Origin of the sequence: Streptomyces longisporoflavus (assembly GCF_014649775.1) — a bacterium.
Lineage (GTDB): Bacteria > Actinomycetota > Actinomycetes > Streptomycetales > Streptomycetaceae > Streptomyces > Streptomyces longisporoflavus.
Genome location: NZ_BMTR01000002.1, coordinates 189,264 through 206,118 on the forward strand (window position 1 = coordinate 189,264; position 16,855 = coordinate 206,118).

Here is a 16,855-nt window from a genome sequence, read left to right on the forward strand (position 1 = left end):
GCGGCAACTGCGGTAACCGGCACCGGAATGTGCCCGCGTAGGCTCAAACCACCGTCCGACCCCGCAAGTCCCCGGCGCCGTACCGACAACGTTCCTGGAGGCGACATGAGCAGCGCACTACTCGTGATGGACGTCCAACGCGACATCGTGGCCGCCGTCGACGACGGCTCCGGATACCTGCCACGCCTGCGCAGGGCGATCGACGGGGCCCGTGCGGCAGACATACCCGTGATCTACGTGGTCATCGCCCTGCGCCCCGGCTTTCCCGAGGTCGGCACGCGCAACAGGCCTCTCGCCGCCATCGCACAAGCCGGCCTCTACGTCGAGGGCGCCCCCGGCACCGAGATCCACCCCGACGTCGCGCCCCGGCCGGGCGACGTCGTGGTCACCAAGAAGCGGGCGAGCGCTTTCTCGGGCAGCGATCTCGACATGGTGCTGAGGGCGCGCGGTATCGACAGCCTCGTACTGACCGGCATCGCCACCAGCGCCGTGGTCCTGTCCACCCTGTGCCGGGCGAACGACCTGGACTTCGGCCTCACCGTCCTTTCCGACGCCTGCCTGGACCCCGACCCGGAGGTACACCGCGTCCTCACCGAGCGGCTGTTCCCGCAGTGGGCGGACGTGCTCACCGCCGACGACTGGGTCAAGTCGCTCGTATCCCGGTAGCGGCAGGTGGGAGCAGCGGCACACTGGCTCAGTGACGCTCGGGGCGAGGCCCGGCAAGGGATCCGATGTCGGACGTCCCCTCGATGACCTCCGAGGCCACGTCGGACAACTTCCGCCGATGCCTGCGAGCGTGGCGGCGCAGCAGGTCGAAAGCCTGACCGTCGTCGATGCCGAACCGCTCGGCCAGGCGGCCCTTGGCCTGCTCGATGGGCACCCGGCTCCGCAGTGCGGCTGACAGCTGGTCAGATACGGTGCGGGCCGACCTCTGCTCATCGCGCAGGCCGGTCAGCATGATGTCGAGGAATCGAGCGGACGACGCCGCCCGGACGCCGGGATCGGGATGCGCGGGCGGAGAGCTGCCGATCAGCGCCAGGACGTGCTGCACCGTGATGTCGGCCCGCGCTTCGCCGGCCGCAACCGCCTCATTGAGCAGTTCCTCCGTGTGCTGCGTCAGTACGACGACAGCGGGCTCCTCCGACGGCGGGCCGGCCATCGCGTCGGGATGAACGAGGCGGCCGGAGCCGCTTTCCACCGCCACGCGCACGAACCTCGCCAGTGCCTTGCCCGGCTCGTGCTCCCATGCGAGGGCCTCCCGGGCCTGCTCGGCCAGCAGGACGGTCTCCTTCAGGGCCACGCTGCGCACCAGCGCGTCCTTGGTGGGGAATCGGCGGTAGACGGTGCCCGCACCGACCCGGGCCCGCCGGGCCACATCCTCCATCGGCGCGCCGTAGCCCCGCTCGCCGAACACCTCGCGTGCCGCACGCAGCACGCGGGCGAGATGGTCCTGCTCGTCCTCGGTGGAGGCCGGGGATGAACCGGCGGACCCCGACTTCAGCTCTGCCAGGCGAGACGCAAGTTCCCGCGGCGTGTGGGCGATGTCCCGCACGGGCTCCGCAAGGGCACGCGCGACCTGGTCGTCTTCCGTGTCACACTCGGTCCGGTCCACTGGAGCCCCCTTCCCGATCGCGTTCCGCGTCCTCTCCGGCCAGCAGACCGGCCAAGGTGCGGCGGGCGTCGTACAGCTGCGACTTGACCGTGCCCTCGGCCACTTCCAGGGTACGGGCAACAGCACTGACGGGCTGGTCCAGGATGTAGTGCAGAACCACCACCTCGCGCTGTCGCAGGGGAAGTCGGGCCAGGGTGCGCTGGATGTCGAGGCGTCTGTCCACCTCGGAAAAGTCCTTGTACTCCTTGACCAGTTGCCGGGGGTCCGCTCTCGCGAGCAGGGCATCGCGGCGTTGCGCGGTGCGGCAGTGCTGGCGCCACATGTTGAGCGCGGTCCTTGCTACCCAGGCAATCGGATGGCCGTAGTGGGCGACCTCGGCCCACTTCTCGTAGGCGGCGCCAAAGGCATCCTGTGTGAGGTCTTCCGCTGTGGCCCGACCGGCTCCCAGGAGCACCAACGAGCGCACTAACCGCGTGAATCCGTTTTCGAACAACTCATCAAAGGATTCGTCCGTCGAGGGGGCCGGTGGTTCAGCGGCTGGTTCGGTCATGATCCCGTCGTGTGCTCGGGAAGAGTGGCGGACGGACGGGCCTGCACAACCCGGACGTCGCAGTTCACCGGATCGTGGTGGACCAGCAGCCGGACCGCGTCCTCGCGGGCAAGGCCCAGTACCGCCGTCAGCGTCGCACGGCGCGAGCGCTCGTACAGGGTGTTCCGCACAATGCGCAGGACGGCACGGCCCAATTGCAGCGCGGTCAATGTGCTGATCAGGGTAATCGCAGTACTCCCCATGTTCCGGTTGTCCTTTACGATCGGGGGCGGGGGCATGATCTACGACGTCGCTACCGGTAACTGTCATCACCGGCCGCTCGGGTTGGGCCGGAAGGAACATTTCCTCTGCCCGGTGCTATCGGCGGCCGATCTCGTACTCTTTTCCCCATAACCGCCCGCGAGTTGCTGCCGTTGCAGGTTGGGCAGTTGCCGTCCGGGCGAATCTGCGCCGACGGCCCCACGCACAAGAGCTCGGTCCTGAGCACCATTCGCCAGCCGCGCCGAAGCGGGCACCGAAGAAAGGCCACCGTCATGTCAGACACACAACCTGGAACCACCGAAATGCAGACCCAGTACGCCGCCCAAGTCGCCGCGGACCTGGAGACCAACCGCAAGGAGCAGGAACACGTCCGAGCCGAAGTGGCCGCACTGCAGGAGCAGTTGCAGACGCTGGAGAACGACCACGCGGTGTTGCTCAGCATGCAGCAGGCGCTGGGCTCCTCTTCCGGCTCACCGGCGACCGCCACCGCCAAGGCACCCTCCCGCAGCAGAAGGAATGTGCCCGTCCCACGCGCGGGTGCGGACAAGGCCGGTGCGGCCCGGGCCAAGAAGTCCACGGCCACCGGCACCAAGGGCAAAGCGACCAAGAACGCACCCAAGTCCGCCGCGAAGGCAGCCCCCGCGAGCACAACTGCGGCCGCGGCGAAGAAGCAGGACGCACCGGCAGCGGGGCCGACGCTGGTCGAACTGATCGACGCCCACCTCGGACAGCAGAAGGAGCCGCGCTCCGCCGCCGAGATCACCGCCGCCCTCAGCCAGGCACACCCGGACCGCTCCATCAAGACCACCGTCGTGCGCACCACCGTGGAGAACCTGGTCGCCAGGGGCCGGGTGCAGCGCACCAAGCAGGGCTCCTCGGTCTTCTACACCTCGGGCGACCGGTCGCAGCAGTCCGACGCACCGCAGCCGGAGACCGCGGCCGCGAACTGAACCGACCCGGCAGGACGCGTCGAAGCCCGGCGCCCGGGTTCGCGCCGGGCGTCGTGACTCCGCCCGTCGGGTGCGGCACCTCGCTCTGCGCGTCCGGTCGGCACGTACGCTGACCCCGGACTCGGTGATCATGTGTCCGGGCCCGCGCGAACGGTCCGGGCGACGGAAGAAGGAGGCCGCACCGGATGGGCGGAGACGTTCTGCGCTGGAGCCAGTACCGCAGCATGCCGTGGAAGAACGGCGGCGGTACGACCCGGGAGGTCGCCTCGGGCACCGTGCAAGCGCCCTCGGTCCCGGCACCGGCGCAGTCCGCGGACGGCTTCGACTGGCGGGTGAGCATCGCGGACGTGGCCGCGGCGGGCCCCTTCTCCCCGCTTCCCGGCATCGACCGTGTGATCACCCCGGTAGAGGGCGAAGGCATGGTGCTGACCGTCGACGGCACCGCGCAACTGGTCCCACCGCTGAGCCCCTTCGCCTTCTCCGGCGACGCGACGACGGACTGCCGGCTCGATGCGGGCGCGGTGCGCAACATGAACGTGATGACCCGCAGGGGCCGGGCCTCGGCCCGCGTACAGATCCTCCGCGTCACCGCCGCCAGGGAGCCGGAGCCGACATGCGCCGCAGGCGAGATTCTGCTCGTCATGGCCACCACCGAGGGGATCACGCTCGGTGCAACGGACGGACGCGCGAGCGCCCTCGGCCGACTCGACTGCGTACGTCACCACGGCCCGGGAGCACTGGCCCTGCGCGGCGAGGGCACGGTGGCCGAAATCCGGATCACCGCGCCGCACTGACGACCACGAGCCGGCGCCCGCCCGGCCAGCCGGTCGTCAGAGCCCCGGGCCGCCCGCGACCGACACCTCCTGCTTGGTGAACTCCCCCGTCAGCATGGGCATGGCCTTGCTCATGACAGCCTTCGCCTCGGGAAGTCCGAGCGACAGGCCGACGACGTAGCTGTCGCACCACCCTGCCACCGATGGGTCCGCCGCCAAGCGGGCTATGAGGTTGGTCTCGGATAGTGGTCGCACCCTGGACCCCGATGCTGGTCAGTATGTTTACATGCGCGTAACACTTGCGTGTCCCGCGCGCGGCAACGGCGCCGAGCGTCCCGAACGGGCTGTACCGGAGTGCGCCGCGCCCCGTACCGGATTCCCGGTGCCAGCCGTGCAAGAAAGGGCTCCATTGACCACGCGATCCGAGACGAAGACCACGCTCGCTCAGCTGCTCACCGAGATCGAGCACCGCAACCCGGCCCAGCCGGAGTTCATCCAGGCCGTCCACGAGGTCCTGGAGACGCTCGCACCGGTCATCGCAGCGCGCCCCGAGTATGCCGAGCCCGGACTGATCGAGCGGCTGTGCGAGCCGGAGCGGCAGGTCCTCTTCCGGGTGCCGTGGCAGGACGATCGGGGACGCGTCCACGTCAACCGCGGTTTCCGGGTGGAGTTCAACAGCGCGCTGGGCCCCTACAAGGGCGGCCTGCGCTTCCATCCGTCGGTCAACCTCGGCGTCATCAAGTTCCTGGGCTTCGAGCAGATCTTCAAGAACGCGCTGACCGGCCTCGGCATCGGCGGCGGCAAGGGCGGCAGCGACTTCCAGCCGCACGGCCGCAGCGACGCGGAGGTCATGCGTTTTTGCCAGTCGTTCATGACGGAGCTGCACCGGCACATCGGCGAGCACACGGACGTGCCCGCGGGTGACATCGGCGTCGGCGGCCGGGAGATCGGCTACCTGTTCGGCCAGTACCGCCGCATCACCAACCGCTGGGAGGCCGGCGTCCTGACCGGCAAGGGCCAGGGCTGGGGCGGCTCGCTGATCCGCCCCGAAGCAACCGGGTACGGCAACGTCCTGTTCGCGGCGGCGATGCTGCGCCAGCGCGGCGAGGACCTGGAAGGGCGCACCGCGGTCGTCTCCGGCTCCGGCAACGTCGCCATCTACACCATCGAGAAGCTGGCCGCCCTCGGCGCCAACGCCGTGACCTGCTCGGACTCCTCCGGTTACGTGGTCGACGAGAAGGGCATCGACCTCGAACTCCTCAAGCAGATCAAGGAGGTCGAGCGCGGCCGGGTCGACGCGTACGCCGAACGCAGGGGCGCATCGGCCCGCTTCGTGCCGGGCGGGCGTGTCTGGGAGGTCCCGGCCGACATCGCGCTGCCCTCGGCCACCCAGAACGAACTGAACGACACCGACGCCGCCGCTCTGATCGGCAACGGCGTGAAGGTGGTCTCGGAAGGCGCCAACATGCCCACGACCCCCGAGGCGGTGCGCCTGTTCCAGCAGGCGGGTGTCGCGTTCGGGCCCGGCAAGGCGGCCAACGCGGGCGGGGTCGCGGTCAGCGCACTGGAGATGGCGCAGAACCACGCCCGTACTTCGTGGACGGCGGCGCGGGTCGAGGAAGAGCTGACGCACATCATGAACGACATCCACGCCACCTGCCACGAGACCGCGGAGCGCTACGGCGCCCCCGGCGACTACGTGACGGGCGCGAACATCGCGGGCTTCGAGCGGGTGGCGGACGCGATGCTGGCCCAGGGCGTCATCTGAACCGCACCTTCGTCGTACGCGCCTTCTGGTGCCGTGGCGCCCGGCGGACCGGGCACCACGGCCGGCCGGTCAGGTGTGGTCCAGAGCCCAGGCCAGGGCGTGGTCGGCGATCTCCTCCCAGCCTTCCTGGGCGGGCATCAGGTGGGATCGCCCCGGATATTCGACGATCTCGGTGACGGTGTCCGACTTGTAGTGCTTGACGTTGGACTGCTGGATCTTCGGCGGCATCAGGTGGTCGTGCTCGCCCGAGACGAAGAGGAGCGGAGCCCGGTCGTCGTTGCGGTAGTTCACGTACGAGTCGGCGTGCCCCGGGTGGATGTTGGCCAGGGCGCTGCCCCAGAAGACATGGCCGGAGGCGGGGATGTGATAGCGCTCGTACAGGGCGCGCGACTCGTCCTCGGGGAAGGTGTTGGTGAAGGCGTAGCGCCACTGGTCATAGGTGAAGCCGACCGCCCTGTGCCGGTTCGCCGGGTTCTTCAGGACCGGGAACGCCGCCTTGACCTGTGACAGCGGAATCGTCGCCACGCCCTCGGTGGGCGCGGAGTTGATGGCCACTCCGGCCCGGCCGTAGCCGTGGTCGAGCAGGATCTGGGTGAAGACGCCGCCGGCGGAGTGGCCCATGATGATCGGCTGCGTACCCAGGCCGTCGATCAGCTTCTCCAGTGACGCGATGATCGAGGGGACGGTGAGTTCCTCGATCGGGGTGGGGTCCTCGTTGAGCCCCTCCACCTCCACCTCGAAACCGGGGTAGGCCGGGGCGAGGACCCGGAAGCCCTGGGACTGGTAGCGGGTGATCCAGTGTTCCCAGCTGCGGGGCGTCACCCAGAAGCCGTGGATGAGGACGATGGTGTCCGGTTTCATGAGCGTTCGCCCCTTCAACGGGTCGCGGTGTAGGCCGACTTGATGATTTTCGCGGCGGCGTCCGGGTGGGAGATCATGACCACGTGCGAGGACCGGATCTCGGTGACCTTGCTGCCGGCGCGCTTGGCCATGAACCGCTGGGCGGCGGGCGGGATGACCTTGTCCGCCGTCGGGATCAGATACCAGGACGGGATCGTCTTCCAGGCGGGAGCCCCGCCGGCGCCGCTCAGGCCCTGCACGCTGCCGGGGCGCTGGGTGGCCGCCATGAGCCGGGTCCGGGACGCGGGCAGGTCGGCGGCGAAGACGGACCGGAACTTGGCGGGATCGATGTAGCCGTCGGTGCCCGGATCGCCGCCACCGGGCACCGGGTACTCCCTGGTGATCAGGGCGGCGCCCAGCTCACTGCCGGGGAACTGCTGCGCCAGTTGCAGCGCGCTCTCACCCTCGTCCGGCGCGAACGCCCCCATGTACACCAGCGCCTTGACGTTGTCGTGGCCGCGGGCGGCGTTGGTGATGACGAAGCCGCCGTAGGAGTGCGCCGCCAGGATGACCGGGCCGGGGAAGGAGTCCACCACGCCGGCGATGTAGGCGGCATCGCCCGCGGCATCGCGCAGCGGGTTGGCGGGCGCGATGACCGGGAAGCCGGCCTTCTGCAGCAGAGCGATCGTGTCGTCGAACCCGGAGGCGTCGGCGAACGCTCCGTGCACGAGCACGACGGTCGGCTTCGGCTCCTTCTTGTCGGCCTGTACGGGCCCACGGGAGGCCGCCGGGGAGGTTGCCCCGGCGGAGGCCGCGCCGACGACGAGAAGCGCGGCGGTCAGTGCCGGCAGCAGACGGCGCGGTGCTGGAACACGCATGACGAACCCTTTCGGACGGAGGGTCGGACGGTGCTGAGCTACCGGCGGATGGTGCGGAAGGAAGGCCTTGCGCCTCAGGTACGAGGAACGCCGCCAGATGGCGAGGGGAACGCCGTCAGGTGGCGAGGAACCTCAGCAGGTCGGCGTTGAACTCGTCCTTGAACGCCCCCACGAGGCCGTGCGGAGCACCCGGATAGACCTTCAGCACGGCATCCTTGACGATTTTGGCCGACTCCAGCCCCGCGGCCTCGATCGGCACGATCTGGTCGTCGTCGCCGTGGGCGATGAACGTGGGGACGTCGAAGCGTCCCAGGTCCGCGGTGAAGTCGGTCTCGGAGAACGCGCGGACGCAGTCGAGGGCGCCCTTGAGCCCGACCTGCATGCTCTGCAGCCAGAACGCGTCCGACATGCCCTGTGACACCGTCGCGCCGGGCCGGTTGAATCCGTAGAAGGGCAGACTCAGTTCCCTGTAGAACTGCGACCGGTCGGCTGAGACACCCGAGCGGATGGCGTCGAACGCCTCGATCGGCAGGCCCTGCGGATTGGCGTCGGTTTTGAGCATGAGGGGCGGCACCGCACCCAGCAGGACCACCTTGGCGACCCGGGATGTACCGTGCCGGCCGATGTAGCGGGTCACTTCGCCGCCGCCCGTCGAGTGGCCCACCAGCACCGCGTCGTGCAGGTCGAGTTGCTCGATCAGCTGGGCCAGATCATCGGCGTAGGTGTCCATGTCGTTGCCGTTCCACGGCTGATCCGAGCGGCCGTGGCCGCGCCGGTCGTGCGCGATCGCCCGGTAGCCGTGCGAGGCGACCAGGTGCAGTTGGTCGTCCCAGGCATCGGCGTTCAGCGGCCAGCCGTGACTGAACACCACCGGTCGGCCGGTGCCCCAGTCCTTGTAGTAGATCCCTGTGCCGTCCTGCGTCGTGACGAAATTGCGCATGGGAGCGCTCCCTCCAGCGGCCGGTGTCGGTCGTGGTGCCCGACTCGGATGCGGGGAATCGTGCCAGCGCCGCGGGCGGGGTTCTGTACCGTGCGCGCCGAGAACTGTTCCCTGCCCGCCACGCCGCCCGTGCCGTGACTGGTGTGGCGCGAGGTGACGGACCGGTCCCGGGTGGCCCGGCGGAACGTGAACCCGCCTGTCCAAGCCGCCCGCGGTGCTGAAGAATCCTGACGACCGCTCGGCAGCGGACGGGCCGCTGCTCTCGCCCTGGGGGGGACCATGCTGGTTCTGGACACGGAGAACTTGCCTGCCGCCGACCGGATCGAGGCCTTCCAGGCCGCGGCCGTGGGAGAGAGCGGCAGCTGTTCGGTGGAGCAGGAGCATCCGGAGGCCGGTGTCCGCAAGAAGCTGGAGGTCTGGAACTTCGGTCCGCTGACCCTGTTCGCCACGCGCGGCTCCGGCATGCGCGTCTGGCGCACCCCGCGGCACGCACGCTTCGACTCGATGAACACCGTCTCGATCATCACCCAGAGCGAGGGGACGGGGGCCTTCACCTGGAACGGCCATCAGCAGCATGTGGGGGCCGACGCCCTGGCACTGGCCCACAAGACCGCCGGTTACGAGTACGCCTGGTCCGGGACCGGACTGTCCGTCGCCTTCATGGTCGACACCGAGCGTCTCGGCCTGCCCGAGGAGCAGATCCGCGCCGCCATACCCCTCCTGCGGCACAGCAGCGTCGCACCGCTGCTCCTGCGCCACATACGGGATCTGCACCACCACGCCGATGAGCTCAGCGCCGGACCCGGCGCCGAGGCGCTCGCCTCCGCCACCCTGGAACTCACCCGCGCCCTGATCGTCTCGGTGGCCGCCGGCGAACGCACCCGGCACCAGGTCGCGGAGGACACTCTCCTGACCCGCGTCCTCGCCTACATCCGCGCGCATCTGACCGACCCCGGTCTCAACCCGCACCGCATCGCCGCGGCTCACAACATCTCCGTACGAACCCTCTACCGGCTGTGCGAGCAGGGCGGCCTGAGCCTGGAGAAATGGATCGTCCGCCGGCGACTGGAAGGCGCCCGCGACGACCTGTCCGCCTTGGAGCATGCCCACCGCACGATCGAGGCCATCGCCCGGTCCCAGGGCTTCACCAACCCCGCCTACTTCTCCCGCCGTTTCCGCGAGACGTACGGCGCGACGCCCCGCCAATGGCGGCGCATGCACCACTCGGCGGGTGGCGGTACGTGAACAGGCGCCCCGCAGCCGGTATAGTATTACCGGTATAGTTATTGGTTGCGTGAGAAGGGCGCCACATGATCGAGATCTTGAACCCCACCCTACTGGCACGGGCGAAAGACACCGGCGCCTTGGTCGCCGACATCCTGCAGACGCTGAAGAGCCGCAGCACCATCGGCACGAACCTGCTGGACATCGACCGGTGGACCGAGAAAATGATCGCCGAGGCGGGGGCACAGTCCTGCTACGTCGACTACGCGCCGTCCTTCGGACGCGGCCCGTTCGGCCACTACGTCTGCACGGCCGTCAACGACGCCGTGCTCCACGGACGGCCACACGACTACACGCTTGCCGACGGAGACCTGCTGACGCTCGATCTCGCCGTCTCCAAGGGCGGAGTCGCCGCGGACGCCGCCATCAGCTTCATCGTGGGCGACGCACGGCCCGCGGAGAGCGTCACGCTGATCGATACGACCGAACGCGCGCTGGCCGCGGGGATCGCCGCCGCCGGCCCCGGCGCTCGCATCGGCGACATCTCCCACGCCATCGGCACGGTCCTCAGCGAGGCGGGATACCCGATCAACACCGAGTTCGGAGGCCACGGCATCGGGTCAACGATGCACCAGGACCCTCACGTCTCGAACACCGGACGGCCCGGCCGTGGATACAAACTGCGCCCCGGTCTGCTGCTGGCACTGGAGCCGTGGGTCATGGCGGACACCGCCCGACTCGTCACCGATGCCGACGGGTGGACGCTCCGCAGCGCGACAGGCTGCCGGACCGCACACAGCGAGCATACGATCGCCATCACCGACGACGGAGCCGAGATCCTCACCCTGCCGAAGCGAGGATGAAGCACGGCAGGACGTAGCACGGCAGGATGCGGCACGGCCGCTCAGCGGGACCGAGCAGCCGTCTCCCAGGCCATGGCCGCCACATCAAGACCCGTGCGCACCCCGTCGACGACCTCGCCGGGATCGTCGGGCAGGTTGATCTGGCCCCCCTCCCGGGGGGCCTCGTCCGCACTGGCGGGACCGGCCACGCCAAGGGCAGCGGCGGCAAGGGTCAGGGCAGCGGCGGCGCGCTTGGCGTTCCTCATGCCCACCTGAACGATCACACAGTGCTCAAGTTGCGCTGACCCCGCCATACAGGTGACCCCGCGAGAGCCGAGGCCGCATGGCCCGTCAGCCGGCGGCGAGCTTCTTCCACTGGGCCCGCGCCACGTCGACCGGGAAGGGCATCATCTCCGGACCTGCGTCCGCGCCGGGATACGTGCGGCTGAAGAAGCCGAGCGTATGACCGGAGCCCACGATCAGCACCTTGCGCGTGGGGACGTCCGATCCCGGTCCGCCGGTGAGCACGTACCACCCGAATTCCTCGGCGAAGTCGAGCCGTTCGGGGTCGATCTGCTGCTGCGGCGACTGCAACGGGGTCTGCTTGCCGCGGAGCTTCAGGATGAAGCCCTGCCGACACGCCGTACTGGCAGTGCCCATGTCGTACAGGGCCTCGTCCTTGCCCTTTCCCTTGTACGTCGCCAAGGTCACCGTCGTCTTGACGAGGTCACCCCCCACGGTCTTCGCTCCCCGCGGATTGCCCATCGCGGTGCGCTGCGCCGTTGCCACCGGGTCACCGATGCTCATGCCGAGCGCCATCCTGGCCTGCACCACGCACTCCGGCTGGGTCGCGCCCACCTCGGATTCCTCGTACCGGTCGGCCTTTTCGCGGGCGCCCACCTGATGGTCCGGCACGTCACCGCCGTCGACCATGGCGGCTTCGATCTCCTCGGCGGTCAACGTCCCGGTCGGAGCGCTGGCACTCGCCATCGCCGCATCGCCGTCCGATTCAGTGCCGCCGCACGCCGCCAGTACGCCCAAAGCCATGGCGCCGGCCATGATCCGCGCCGATCGGCGCACGGTCGTATTCCTGCTCATGTGCTGTTCGCTCCCCCGTAGTTCCTGCCTGCGCGGCAGGCTAGACGATCGCCCGCGACGGCCGCGCGGCAGGTCGGCGCATCGGGACCCGGCCCGCCCTGCGGGTCCGGCGCTCCCGGCCCGGCGAGGGCACGGCCGATCGCAGGCCGGGTGAAAACCGCCTGCACGGGTAGGGTCGAGGCCATGACGCCCGAGCAACCCCTCACGCTGGCCATGGCGTTCCTGGAGTCACAGGAGATCACCACGACGGACTGTCGCGGCTGCGGCACCCAGGTCTCGGGCATCAGCGGGCGCTACGCCTGCGGGGTTTGCGGCTGGACGAACCCCTGGGACGAAGGCCACCGGGATCTGCCGGTGGCCGAGGAAGATCCTGACTGGCCGGGACGCCGACCGCGCGCCTGAGATACGGGCCCGGGAGGCCCCGGGAGGGTCGCCGGCCCGCGGGACCACGCCGTGGCCGTCGCGGACCGCCTCGCGCCTCGCGCCTCGTGACAGCGGATAGGTTGCCGCCGCCAAACAGCGGATGGGCGTGCCGGCGCCTGCGATGCGGAGTGCGCCTTTTGCCCCGTAGGGACAGGCTGGGCAGATGCGACGGACGGTGCGGGCCGCGGGCGCGGCGAGTGTGCGAACGGTGTGGCAGCGGTACGCGGACACGACGGCCTGGTCGACGTGGGCTCCGCAGATCCGCTCGGTGGAGGCCGAGCGGAACCTGCGGGCGGGAATGCGCGGCCGGGTGCGCCCCGTGGTGGGGCCGGGCGTCGCCTTCGTCGTCGAGGCGGTCGACCATGAAGCCCACACCTGGCAGTGGCGGGTGCGGCTTGGCCCGGTGCGGATGCGCCTGTGGCACGCCGTACTCCCCCGCGACCCGTCCGGCACGATCGCCGAGCTGCGCATCGAAGGCCCGACGCCGGTGGTTGTGGTCTACGCGCCCGTGGCCAGGCGTGCGCTGCGACGCCTGGTCCGCGGCGGGGTGGGGTCGAGGGACTCGGCCCCACCCCCACGGGCATTCAGGCGGGTATCGACACCGGGTGGTCCGAACGGAGCGTGAAGGCCCGCACGACCAACACCGTCTCCATCGCGCACAACGCCACGCCGAGGGTGACGTGCGCGGCGAGCGAGCTCGCCAGTCCCAGCGCGGTCTGCGTGAACGTGGCCGCCAGGATGCCGACGGCGGCCTTCAGCGGCCACGTCAGCCGGCGGTTGCCGCGCCAGACCAGGACAGCCGCCACGACCTGGAGGGACACCAGCAACTCGAAGACGTACGCGTTGATGCCGTGCGGGTCGATGGAGGCAACGTCGCCGTTCAGCAGCATTCCGGCGAGGAGGCCCTGCACCAGCGTCTCGAGACAGGCGAGGGCGGCTACCACTCGCAACAGCGCGAGCGCGCCCCCGCCTTTCACGCCCCTGGCAGTCATCCCCCCAGCGCCCGACCCGGCAGGGCGGGGCTCCCCCCGGGAAGAGGTGTCGTGCATCGAAGTCCCCTTTTCTCTCTTCGGGTTGGCGGCGCGTCACGTACGGGATGCCGGACTTGCCGTAAATAGCTGTGCCTGGCTCATCAGGACCGGGCGTCGAGCCATTCCCGGAACGTGGGGCCGGCGAGCTTGGCGTGCGGGCCGGGCAGGAACCCGCCGGCCGCCGCGATCTCGGCGTCGGGCATACCGGAGCCGTCGACCTCGACCACCTTGATGCCCCGGCGGGCGCCGAGAAGTCCGGCCGCCTCGAACATGCTCTCCTTGCGGGGCCCGGCGATCTCGGGGATCGGCACTCCGGGGCCCGGCTGCGCGGCGTCGGGGTCGGCGGCCAGGTCCACCAGCGTCTCGGCCACGGTGCGGCAGGCCACGAGCTGAGTGGGCAGAGCGGGGATGTAGGCGACCTCGCCCTGCTGCCAGTCCAGGAGCTGGCCGACGAATTCGTGGAACTGCGCGGCCCGCAGGATGCGGGCGTCGAGCGGCCCGGCGAGGGCGGCCTCCTCGTGCACCTGCTGGGCGGCGACGAAACCCGCGGTGGCCTTGTCCGCGCCGATGATCGACACGGCGACGATCCGGTCGGCTCCCGCACGCCGGCCGGCCTCGTGCAGGTTGCCGGTGGCGGTACGGAAGAACTCCGTGGCGGCCTCCTGCTCGGATGCGTGCCATGACGCGACATCGATGATGACGTCGACACCGGTGAGCGCGTCGGCCAGTCCCTCGCCGGTGATCACGTCCACACCGGTGGCACGTGACATCGACACCACTTGGTACTCGCGTTCCGTGAGGACGTCCACAACGTGGCGCCCCAGGCGTCCGGTTGCTCCTGCCACGGCGAACTTCGTGATGCTCATGCTCCACCTTTTTCTCGGGTGCCGGAGGTGTCCGTGCGGGACGTCGGCGCACGGAACTGGCTGTGCGTACGCGCGGCGTCCTGACGCTCACGAGACGTCGGCCCCCCCGCCGCCCGTAACACTCGCGGCCGTGTGATGCAGGCCACGCGGCAAGGGCGTTACGCAACGGGACCGACCGGCGTCCAGTGCACGGACCATGGCGGAGCACTGCGGGCAAGCGAACAGGCGGGAGCGGGACATGAACGAGCGCGGCGGACGGATCGCGGACACACCCGGGCCGCTGGATCAGGGCGCCCCGGCAGAGAGGCCGGAGGGCGCCACCGAGGTGTTCCTGGCCCACCGCAACCTGCTGTTCACCGTCGCCTACGAGATCCTCGGTTCGGCCGCCGACGCCGAGGACGTCCTGCAGGAGACCTGGCTGCGGTGGACGGCCGTCGATCCGGCGATGGTGCGCAAGGAACGCGCGTACCTGGTGCAGATCGCCACCCGGCAGGCGCTGGACCGGGTGCGCGCACTCGGCAGGCGCAAGGAGTCCTATGTGGGACCGTGGCTGCCCGAGCCGCTGCTGACCGCGCCGGACGTGGCGGAGGACATCGAACTGGCCGACAGCGTCTCGATGGCGATGCTGCTGGTCCTTGAGACGCTCGCGCCGGTGGAACGGGCGGTGTTCGTGCTCCGCGAGGTGTTCGACCTCGCTTACGACGAGATCGCCGACGCCGTCGGCAAGAGCCCGGCCGCGGTCCGCCAGCTCGCCTACCGGGCCCGGGCGCACGTCGCCGCGCGCCGACCGCGCGGCACCGCGTCGCCCGCTCAGACCAGGGCCGCGCTCCAGGCCTTCCAGAAAGCGGTCGAGACCGGCGAACTGCAGAGCCTGCTCGACATTCTCGCCCCCGATGTCGTCGCCCTCAGCGACGGCGGCGGAGTCCGCCATGCCCTGCTACGGCCGATCGTGGGCGCGGACAAGGTCGCCCGCCTCCTGGCCGGCGGCTGGTGGAAACGCGATGCCGCGAGGTCGCTCGAACCGGTGCAGATCAACGGCGGTCCGGCTCTTCTGGTCCGGGTCAACGGACAGGTCGACGGCGTCCTGGCCGTGCGCGTCGAGAACGGCTGTGTCACCGGCGCCTACCACGTCCGCAACCCCGAGAAGCTGTCGCACCTGACGCACGAGACAGCCATCAGCCGCTGACCTCGAGAGCACGAGCCGAGGGTCATCGCGTCGCCGGCCACGCGGCCATCGCCGCGTCGGCGACTCGCTCCAGCATCGCTTGTCCGACCCCGTCCCATGCCTGTTGGTTCATTCCCTGGATGACCGCGGCGTAGAAGGCCGCGAGACCGTCGGCGTCCGTGTCCGCCGGAAGCCGCTCGGCGTCGATGTCGGCGCGGATGCAGTCGGCGATGGCCGCCTTGGACTCCTCGCGCATGGCGCGCAGTTTGTCCTTCACGTCCTGCGAGCCGGGGGCGCAGTTGGTCGCTCCGGTGATGATGAGGCAGCCCGGCGGGTGGCCCGGGTCGGTGTAGTCGGCGGCGAGGTGGCGGAGCATCCGCGTGATGGCCGTGCGGGCGTCGGGGCCCTGTGGCGGGCCGGTCGCGTAGGTGCGTGTGTACAGCCCGACCGCCTCGTCGAACAGCTGCTTCTTGTCGCCGAAGGCGGCGTACAGACTCGGCGGGTTGATGCCCATCGCCTTGGTGAGCGAGGCGACGGACGTCGTGTCGTATCCGTGCGTCCAGAACTCCTGAAGTGCGATGGCCAGGGCTTTGTCGCGGTCGAACGCGCGCCGGGCTCGCCGGGACGCGGACGGCGCGGCGTTCTTCTCACTGCTCACGGAAACAGAGCCTACCGCAGCTGTAGCGATCGCTACAGCGGATCTGCTAACGTCCCGGACGTCACAGCTTTAGCGATCACTAAAGAAGCGTTCGCGTCGCTGCGCATCCCACGCCTTCTCGAAAGGGGCCACCCGTGACCACCGCACCCGCACTCGCCGACTTCGCCCGCACCACCCGAGGCACCGGTCCCGGCCTCCTGCTCGCTCATGGCGCGGGCGGCGGGATCGAGGCCAACTACGGACCGATCCTGGACGGTCTTGCCGCGGAGCACACCGTCGTCGGAGTCGACTTCCCGGGGACCGGCAAGACGCCGAAAGCCCGGGCCCCTCTGGATGCCGACGAGTTGGCGGACCAGTTGGTCGCCGCGGCCGACGCCGAAGAGCTCGCCACCTTCGCGGTCAGCGGCTACTCGCTGGGCGGGGCCATCGCGATCCGGCTCGCCGCACGGCACCCGGAGCGGGTCTCCGCACTCGTCCTGAGCGCGACATTCGCCCACGCCGACACCCGCACGGATCTCGCCGCCTCCATATGGCAGCGGCTCTACGAATCCGGCGAGCACACTCTGCTGGCCCGCTACCTGAACCTGATGGCCCTCAGCGAGAGCGCCCTGAATTCGCTGACCCCCGCCCGGGTCCAGGCGTCCGCCGAGCAGCTCGCACACGACATCCCGATCGGTACCGGAGACCACGTCGACCTCGTCCGCCGCATCGACGTACGCGCCGACCTGGCCGGGATCGCGGTGCCGACTCTCGTGGTCGTCACCACCAACGACCCGCTCGTCTCCCCGGCCCTGCAGCGGGATCTCGCCGCGGGTATCTCCACCGCCGAGGTCGCCGAACTGCCCTCCGGGCACCTGCCGTTCGCCGAACACCCCCGGGAGTGGCAGAAGCTCATCACCGACTTCCTCGCACGGAACTGAGAGCCCCGCGGCACGTCTGCATCCGGACACGTACCTACCCGGATGCAGACGTGCCG

At 70.0% G+C, this 16,855-nt stretch carries 22 protein-coding genes; 10 read left to right on the plus strand and 12 right to left on the minus strand.

The genetic code is table 11. The features are described 5' to 3' along the window. Positions 1 to 105: 105 nt before the first annotated feature. The gene (locus IE226_RS04875; protein ID WP_190079742.1) at positions 106 to 666 is read left to right on the plus strand and encodes a cysteine hydrolase family protein; all 561 of its coding nucleotides are present in this window, start codon (positions 106 to 108) and stop codon (positions 664 to 666) included. 28 nt (positions 667 to 694) lie between these two features. On the opposite strand, the gene IE226_RS04880 is transcribed toward IE226_RS04875, so the two are convergent. The 3 genes from IE226_RS04880 to IE226_RS04890 are packed head-to-tail and all read right to left on the minus strand — an operon-like array spanning position 695 to position 2,404. Beyond that, positions 695 to 1,612, minus strand: a complete 918-nt coding sequence (locus IE226_RS04880; RefSeq protein ID WP_190079743.1) for an ANTAR domain-containing protein — start codon at positions 1,610 to 1,612, stop codon at positions 695 to 697. Next, on the minus strand, positions 1,593 to 2,162 hold the full coding sequence (locus tag IE226_RS04885) for an RNA polymerase sigma factor (protein ID WP_190079744.1): 570 nt from the start codon (positions 2,160 to 2,162) through the stop codon (positions 1,593 to 1,595). The genes IE226_RS04880 and IE226_RS04885 overlap by 20 nt, the downstream gene beginning before the upstream one ends. Continuing rightward, positions 2,159 to 2,404 carry a hypothetical protein gene (locus tag IE226_RS04890; RefSeq protein WP_190079745.1) on the minus strand — a complete coding sequence of 82 codons (246 nt, stop codon included), beginning with the start codon at positions 2,402 to 2,404 and terminating at the stop codon, positions 2,159 to 2,161. Before IE226_RS04890 ends, IE226_RS04885 begins: the two co-directional genes overlap by 4 nt. 291 nt (positions 2,405 to 2,695) lie before the next feature. Here IE226_RS04890 and IE226_RS04895 point away from each other — a divergent pair, with 291 nt between their 5' ends. Both IE226_RS04895 and IE226_RS04900 read left to right on the plus strand, forming a co-directional pair. Further along, complete coding sequence (locus tag IE226_RS04895) at positions 2,696 to 3,373, plus strand: hypothetical protein (protein ID WP_190079746.1); 678 nt, start codon at positions 2,696 to 2,698, stop codon at positions 3,371 to 3,373. A 185-nt stretch (positions 3,374 to 3,558) separates the two neighbouring features. Further along, the gene (locus IE226_RS04900) at positions 3,559 to 4,167 is read left to right on the plus strand and encodes a HutD/Ves family protein (RefSeq protein ID WP_190079747.1); all 609 of its coding nucleotides are present in this window, start codon (positions 3,559 to 3,561) and stop codon (positions 4,165 to 4,167) included. A gap of 36 nt (positions 4,168 to 4,203) precedes the next feature. Here the strand turns inward: IE226_RS04900 and IE226_RS43970 are convergent, their stop codons facing one another. Beyond that, positions 4,204 to 4,401, minus strand: coding sequence for a hypothetical protein (locus tag IE226_RS43970; RefSeq protein WP_229870499.1), 198 nt, complete (start codon positions 4,399 to 4,401; stop codon positions 4,204 to 4,206). Positions 4,402 to 4,555: 154 nt separating this feature from the next. On the opposite strand from IE226_RS43970, the gene gdhA reads away from it, so the two are divergent. After that, on the plus strand, positions 4,556 to 5,914 hold the full coding sequence (gene gdhA, locus IE226_RS04910; protein WP_190079748.1) for an NADP-specific glutamate dehydrogenase: 1,359 nt from the start codon (positions 4,556 to 4,558) through the stop codon (positions 5,912 to 5,914). A gap of 69 nt (positions 5,915 to 5,983) precedes the next feature. Here the strand turns inward: gdhA and IE226_RS04915 are convergent, their stop codons facing one another. From IE226_RS04915 to IE226_RS04925, 3 genes are all read right to left on the minus strand, one after another. Next, entirely contained in the window at positions 5,984 to 6,775 is a 792-nt protein-coding gene (locus IE226_RS04915; RefSeq protein ID WP_190079749.1) for an alpha/beta hydrolase, read from the minus strand. 14 nt (positions 6,776 to 6,789) lie between these two features. Continuing rightward, positions 6,790 to 7,632, minus strand: a complete 843-nt coding sequence (locus tag IE226_RS04920; RefSeq protein ID WP_190079750.1) for an alpha/beta fold hydrolase — start codon at positions 7,630 to 7,632, stop codon at positions 6,790 to 6,792. 115 nt (positions 7,633 to 7,747) lie between these two features. After that, positions 7,748 to 8,572, minus strand: coding sequence for an alpha/beta fold hydrolase (locus tag IE226_RS04925; protein WP_190079751.1), 825 nt, complete (start codon positions 8,570 to 8,572; stop codon positions 7,748 to 7,750). Positions 8,573 to 8,851: 279 nt separating this feature from the next. Here IE226_RS04925 and IE226_RS04930 point away from each other — a divergent pair, with 279 nt between their 5' ends. Both IE226_RS04930 and map read left to right on the plus strand, forming a co-directional pair. Beyond that, complete coding sequence (locus tag IE226_RS04930) at positions 8,852 to 9,817, plus strand: helix-turn-helix domain-containing protein (RefSeq protein ID WP_190079752.1); 966 nt, start codon at positions 8,852 to 8,854, stop codon at positions 9,815 to 9,817. Between the two features lie 65 nt (positions 9,818 to 9,882). After that, the gene (gene map / locus IE226_RS04935; protein ID WP_190079753.1) at positions 9,883 to 10,659 is read left to right on the plus strand and encodes a type I methionyl aminopeptidase; all 777 of its coding nucleotides are present in this window, start codon (positions 9,883 to 9,885) and stop codon (positions 10,657 to 10,659) included. Positions 10,660 to 10,700: 41 nt separating this feature from the next. On the opposite strand, the gene IE226_RS04940 is transcribed toward map, so the two are convergent. Both IE226_RS04940 and IE226_RS04945 read right to left on the minus strand, forming a co-directional pair. Further along, positions 10,701 to 10,904 (minus strand): hypothetical protein, encoded by a 204-nt coding sequence (locus tag IE226_RS04940; protein ID WP_190079754.1) that lies wholly within the window; start codon positions 10,902 to 10,904, stop codon positions 10,701 to 10,703. Between the two features lie 85 nt (positions 10,905 to 10,989). Next, the gene (locus IE226_RS04945) at positions 10,990 to 11,736 is read right to left on the minus strand and encodes a hypothetical protein (protein ID WP_190079755.1); all 747 of its coding nucleotides are present in this window, start codon (positions 11,734 to 11,736) and stop codon (positions 10,990 to 10,992) included. Between the two features lie 183 nt (positions 11,737 to 11,919). Between IE226_RS04945 and IE226_RS04950 the strand changes: the two genes are divergently transcribed. Together IE226_RS04950 and IE226_RS04955 are read left to right on the plus strand one after the other, a co-directional pair. Beyond that, a complete protein-coding gene (locus IE226_RS04950; RefSeq protein ID WP_190079756.1) occupies positions 11,920 to 12,138 on the plus strand; it encodes a hypothetical protein in 219 nt (72 codons plus the stop codon). A 184-nt stretch (positions 12,139 to 12,322) separates the two neighbouring features. After that, the gene (locus IE226_RS04955; protein WP_190079757.1) at positions 12,323 to 12,784 is read left to right on the plus strand and encodes an SRPBCC family protein; all 462 of its coding nucleotides are present in this window, start codon (positions 12,323 to 12,325) and stop codon (positions 12,782 to 12,784) included. On the opposite strand, the gene IE226_RS04960 is transcribed toward IE226_RS04955, so the two are convergent. Further along, the gene (locus IE226_RS04960; protein ID WP_190079758.1) at positions 12,744 to 13,151 is read right to left on the minus strand and encodes a hypothetical protein; all 408 of its coding nucleotides are present in this window, start codon (positions 13,149 to 13,151) and stop codon (positions 12,744 to 12,746) included. The genes IE226_RS04955 and IE226_RS04960 overlap by 41 nt on opposite strands. A gap of 140 nt (positions 13,152 to 13,291) precedes the next feature. Then, entirely contained in the window at positions 13,292 to 14,056 is a 765-nt protein-coding gene (locus IE226_RS04965) for an SDR family oxidoreductase (protein WP_190079759.1), read from the minus strand. A gap of 238 nt (positions 14,057 to 14,294) precedes the next feature. Between IE226_RS04965 and IE226_RS04970 the strand changes: the two genes are divergently transcribed. Next, the gene (locus IE226_RS04970; protein WP_190079760.1) at positions 14,295 to 15,242 is read left to right on the plus strand and encodes an RNA polymerase sigma-70 factor; all 948 of its coding nucleotides are present in this window, start codon (positions 14,295 to 14,297) and stop codon (positions 15,240 to 15,242) included. A 22-nt stretch (positions 15,243 to 15,264) separates the two neighbouring features. On the opposite strand, the gene IE226_RS04975 is transcribed toward IE226_RS04970, so the two are convergent. Next, the gene (locus IE226_RS04975; protein ID WP_190079761.1) at positions 15,265 to 15,879 is read right to left on the minus strand and encodes a TetR/AcrR family transcriptional regulator; all 615 of its coding nucleotides are present in this window, start codon (positions 15,877 to 15,879) and stop codon (positions 15,265 to 15,267) included. A gap of 134 nt (positions 15,880 to 16,013) precedes the next feature. Here IE226_RS04975 and IE226_RS04980 point away from each other — a divergent pair, with 134 nt between their 5' ends. Then, complete coding sequence (locus IE226_RS04980; RefSeq protein WP_190079762.1) at positions 16,014 to 16,799, plus strand: alpha/beta fold hydrolase; 786 nt, start codon at positions 16,014 to 16,016, stop codon at positions 16,797 to 16,799. The last annotated feature ends 56 nt before the right edge of the window (positions 16,800 to 16,855 follow it).

Bases quoted from the DNA above. Each gene is read 5' to 3' on its own strand.
- IE226_RS04875 (WP_190079742.1), top strand. From the start codon at position 106: ATGAGCAGCGCACTACTCGTGATGGACGTCCAACGCGACATCGTGGCC.
- IE226_RS04885 (WP_190079744.1), bottom strand. From the start codon at position 2,162: ATGACCGAACCAGCCGCTGAACCACCGGCCCCCTCGACGGACGAATCC.
- IE226_RS04890 (WP_190079745.1), bottom strand. From the start codon at position 2,404: ATGGGGAGTACTGCGATTACCCTGATCAGCACATTGACCGCGCTGCAA.
- IE226_RS04895 (WP_190079746.1), top strand. From the start codon at position 2,696: ATGTCAGACACACAACCTGGAACCACCGAAATGCAGACCCAGTACGCC.
- IE226_RS04900 (WP_190079747.1), top strand. From the start codon at position 3,559: ATGGGCGGAGACGTTCTGCGCTGGAGCCAGTACCGCAGCATGCCGTGG.
- IE226_RS04915 (WP_190079749.1), bottom strand. From the start codon at position 6,775: ATGAAACCGGACACCATCGTCCTCATCCACGGCTTCTGGGTGACGCCC.
- IE226_RS04920 (WP_190079750.1), bottom strand. From the start codon at position 7,632: ATGCGTGTTCCAGCACCGCGCCGTCTGCTGCCGGCACTGACCGCCGCG.
- IE226_RS04925 (WP_190079751.1), bottom strand. From the start codon at position 8,572: ATGCGCAATTTCGTCACGACGCAGGACGGCACAGGGATCTACTACAAG.
- IE226_RS04930 (WP_190079752.1), top strand. From the start codon at position 8,852: ATGCTGGTTCTGGACACGGAGAACTTGCCTGCCGCCGACCGGATCGAG.
- map (WP_190079753.1), top strand. From the start codon at position 9,883: ATGATCGAGATCTTGAACCCCACCCTACTGGCACGGGCGAAAGACACC.
- IE226_RS04940 (WP_190079754.1), bottom strand. From the start codon at position 10,904: ATGAGGAACGCCAAGCGCGCCGCCGCTGCCCTGACCCTTGCCGCCGCT.
- IE226_RS04945 (WP_190079755.1), bottom strand. From the start codon at position 11,736: ATGAGCAGGAATACGACCGTGCGCCGATCGGCGCGGATCATGGCCGGC.
- IE226_RS04950 (WP_190079756.1), top strand. From the start codon at position 11,920: ATGACGCCCGAGCAACCCCTCACGCTGGCCATGGCGTTCCTGGAGTCA.
- IE226_RS04955 (WP_190079757.1), top strand. From the start codon at position 12,323: ATGCGACGGACGGTGCGGGCCGCGGGCGCGGCGAGTGTGCGAACGGTG.
- IE226_RS04960 (WP_190079758.1), bottom strand. From the start codon at position 13,151: ATGACTGCCAGGGGCGTGAAAGGCGGGGGCGCGCTCGCGCTGTTGCGA.
- IE226_RS04965 (WP_190079759.1), bottom strand. From the start codon at position 14,056: ATGAGCATCACGAAGTTCGCCGTGGCAGGAGCAACCGGACGCCTGGGG.
- IE226_RS04970 (WP_190079760.1), top strand. From the start codon at position 14,295: ATGAACGAGCGCGGCGGACGGATCGCGGACACACCCGGGCCGCTGGAT.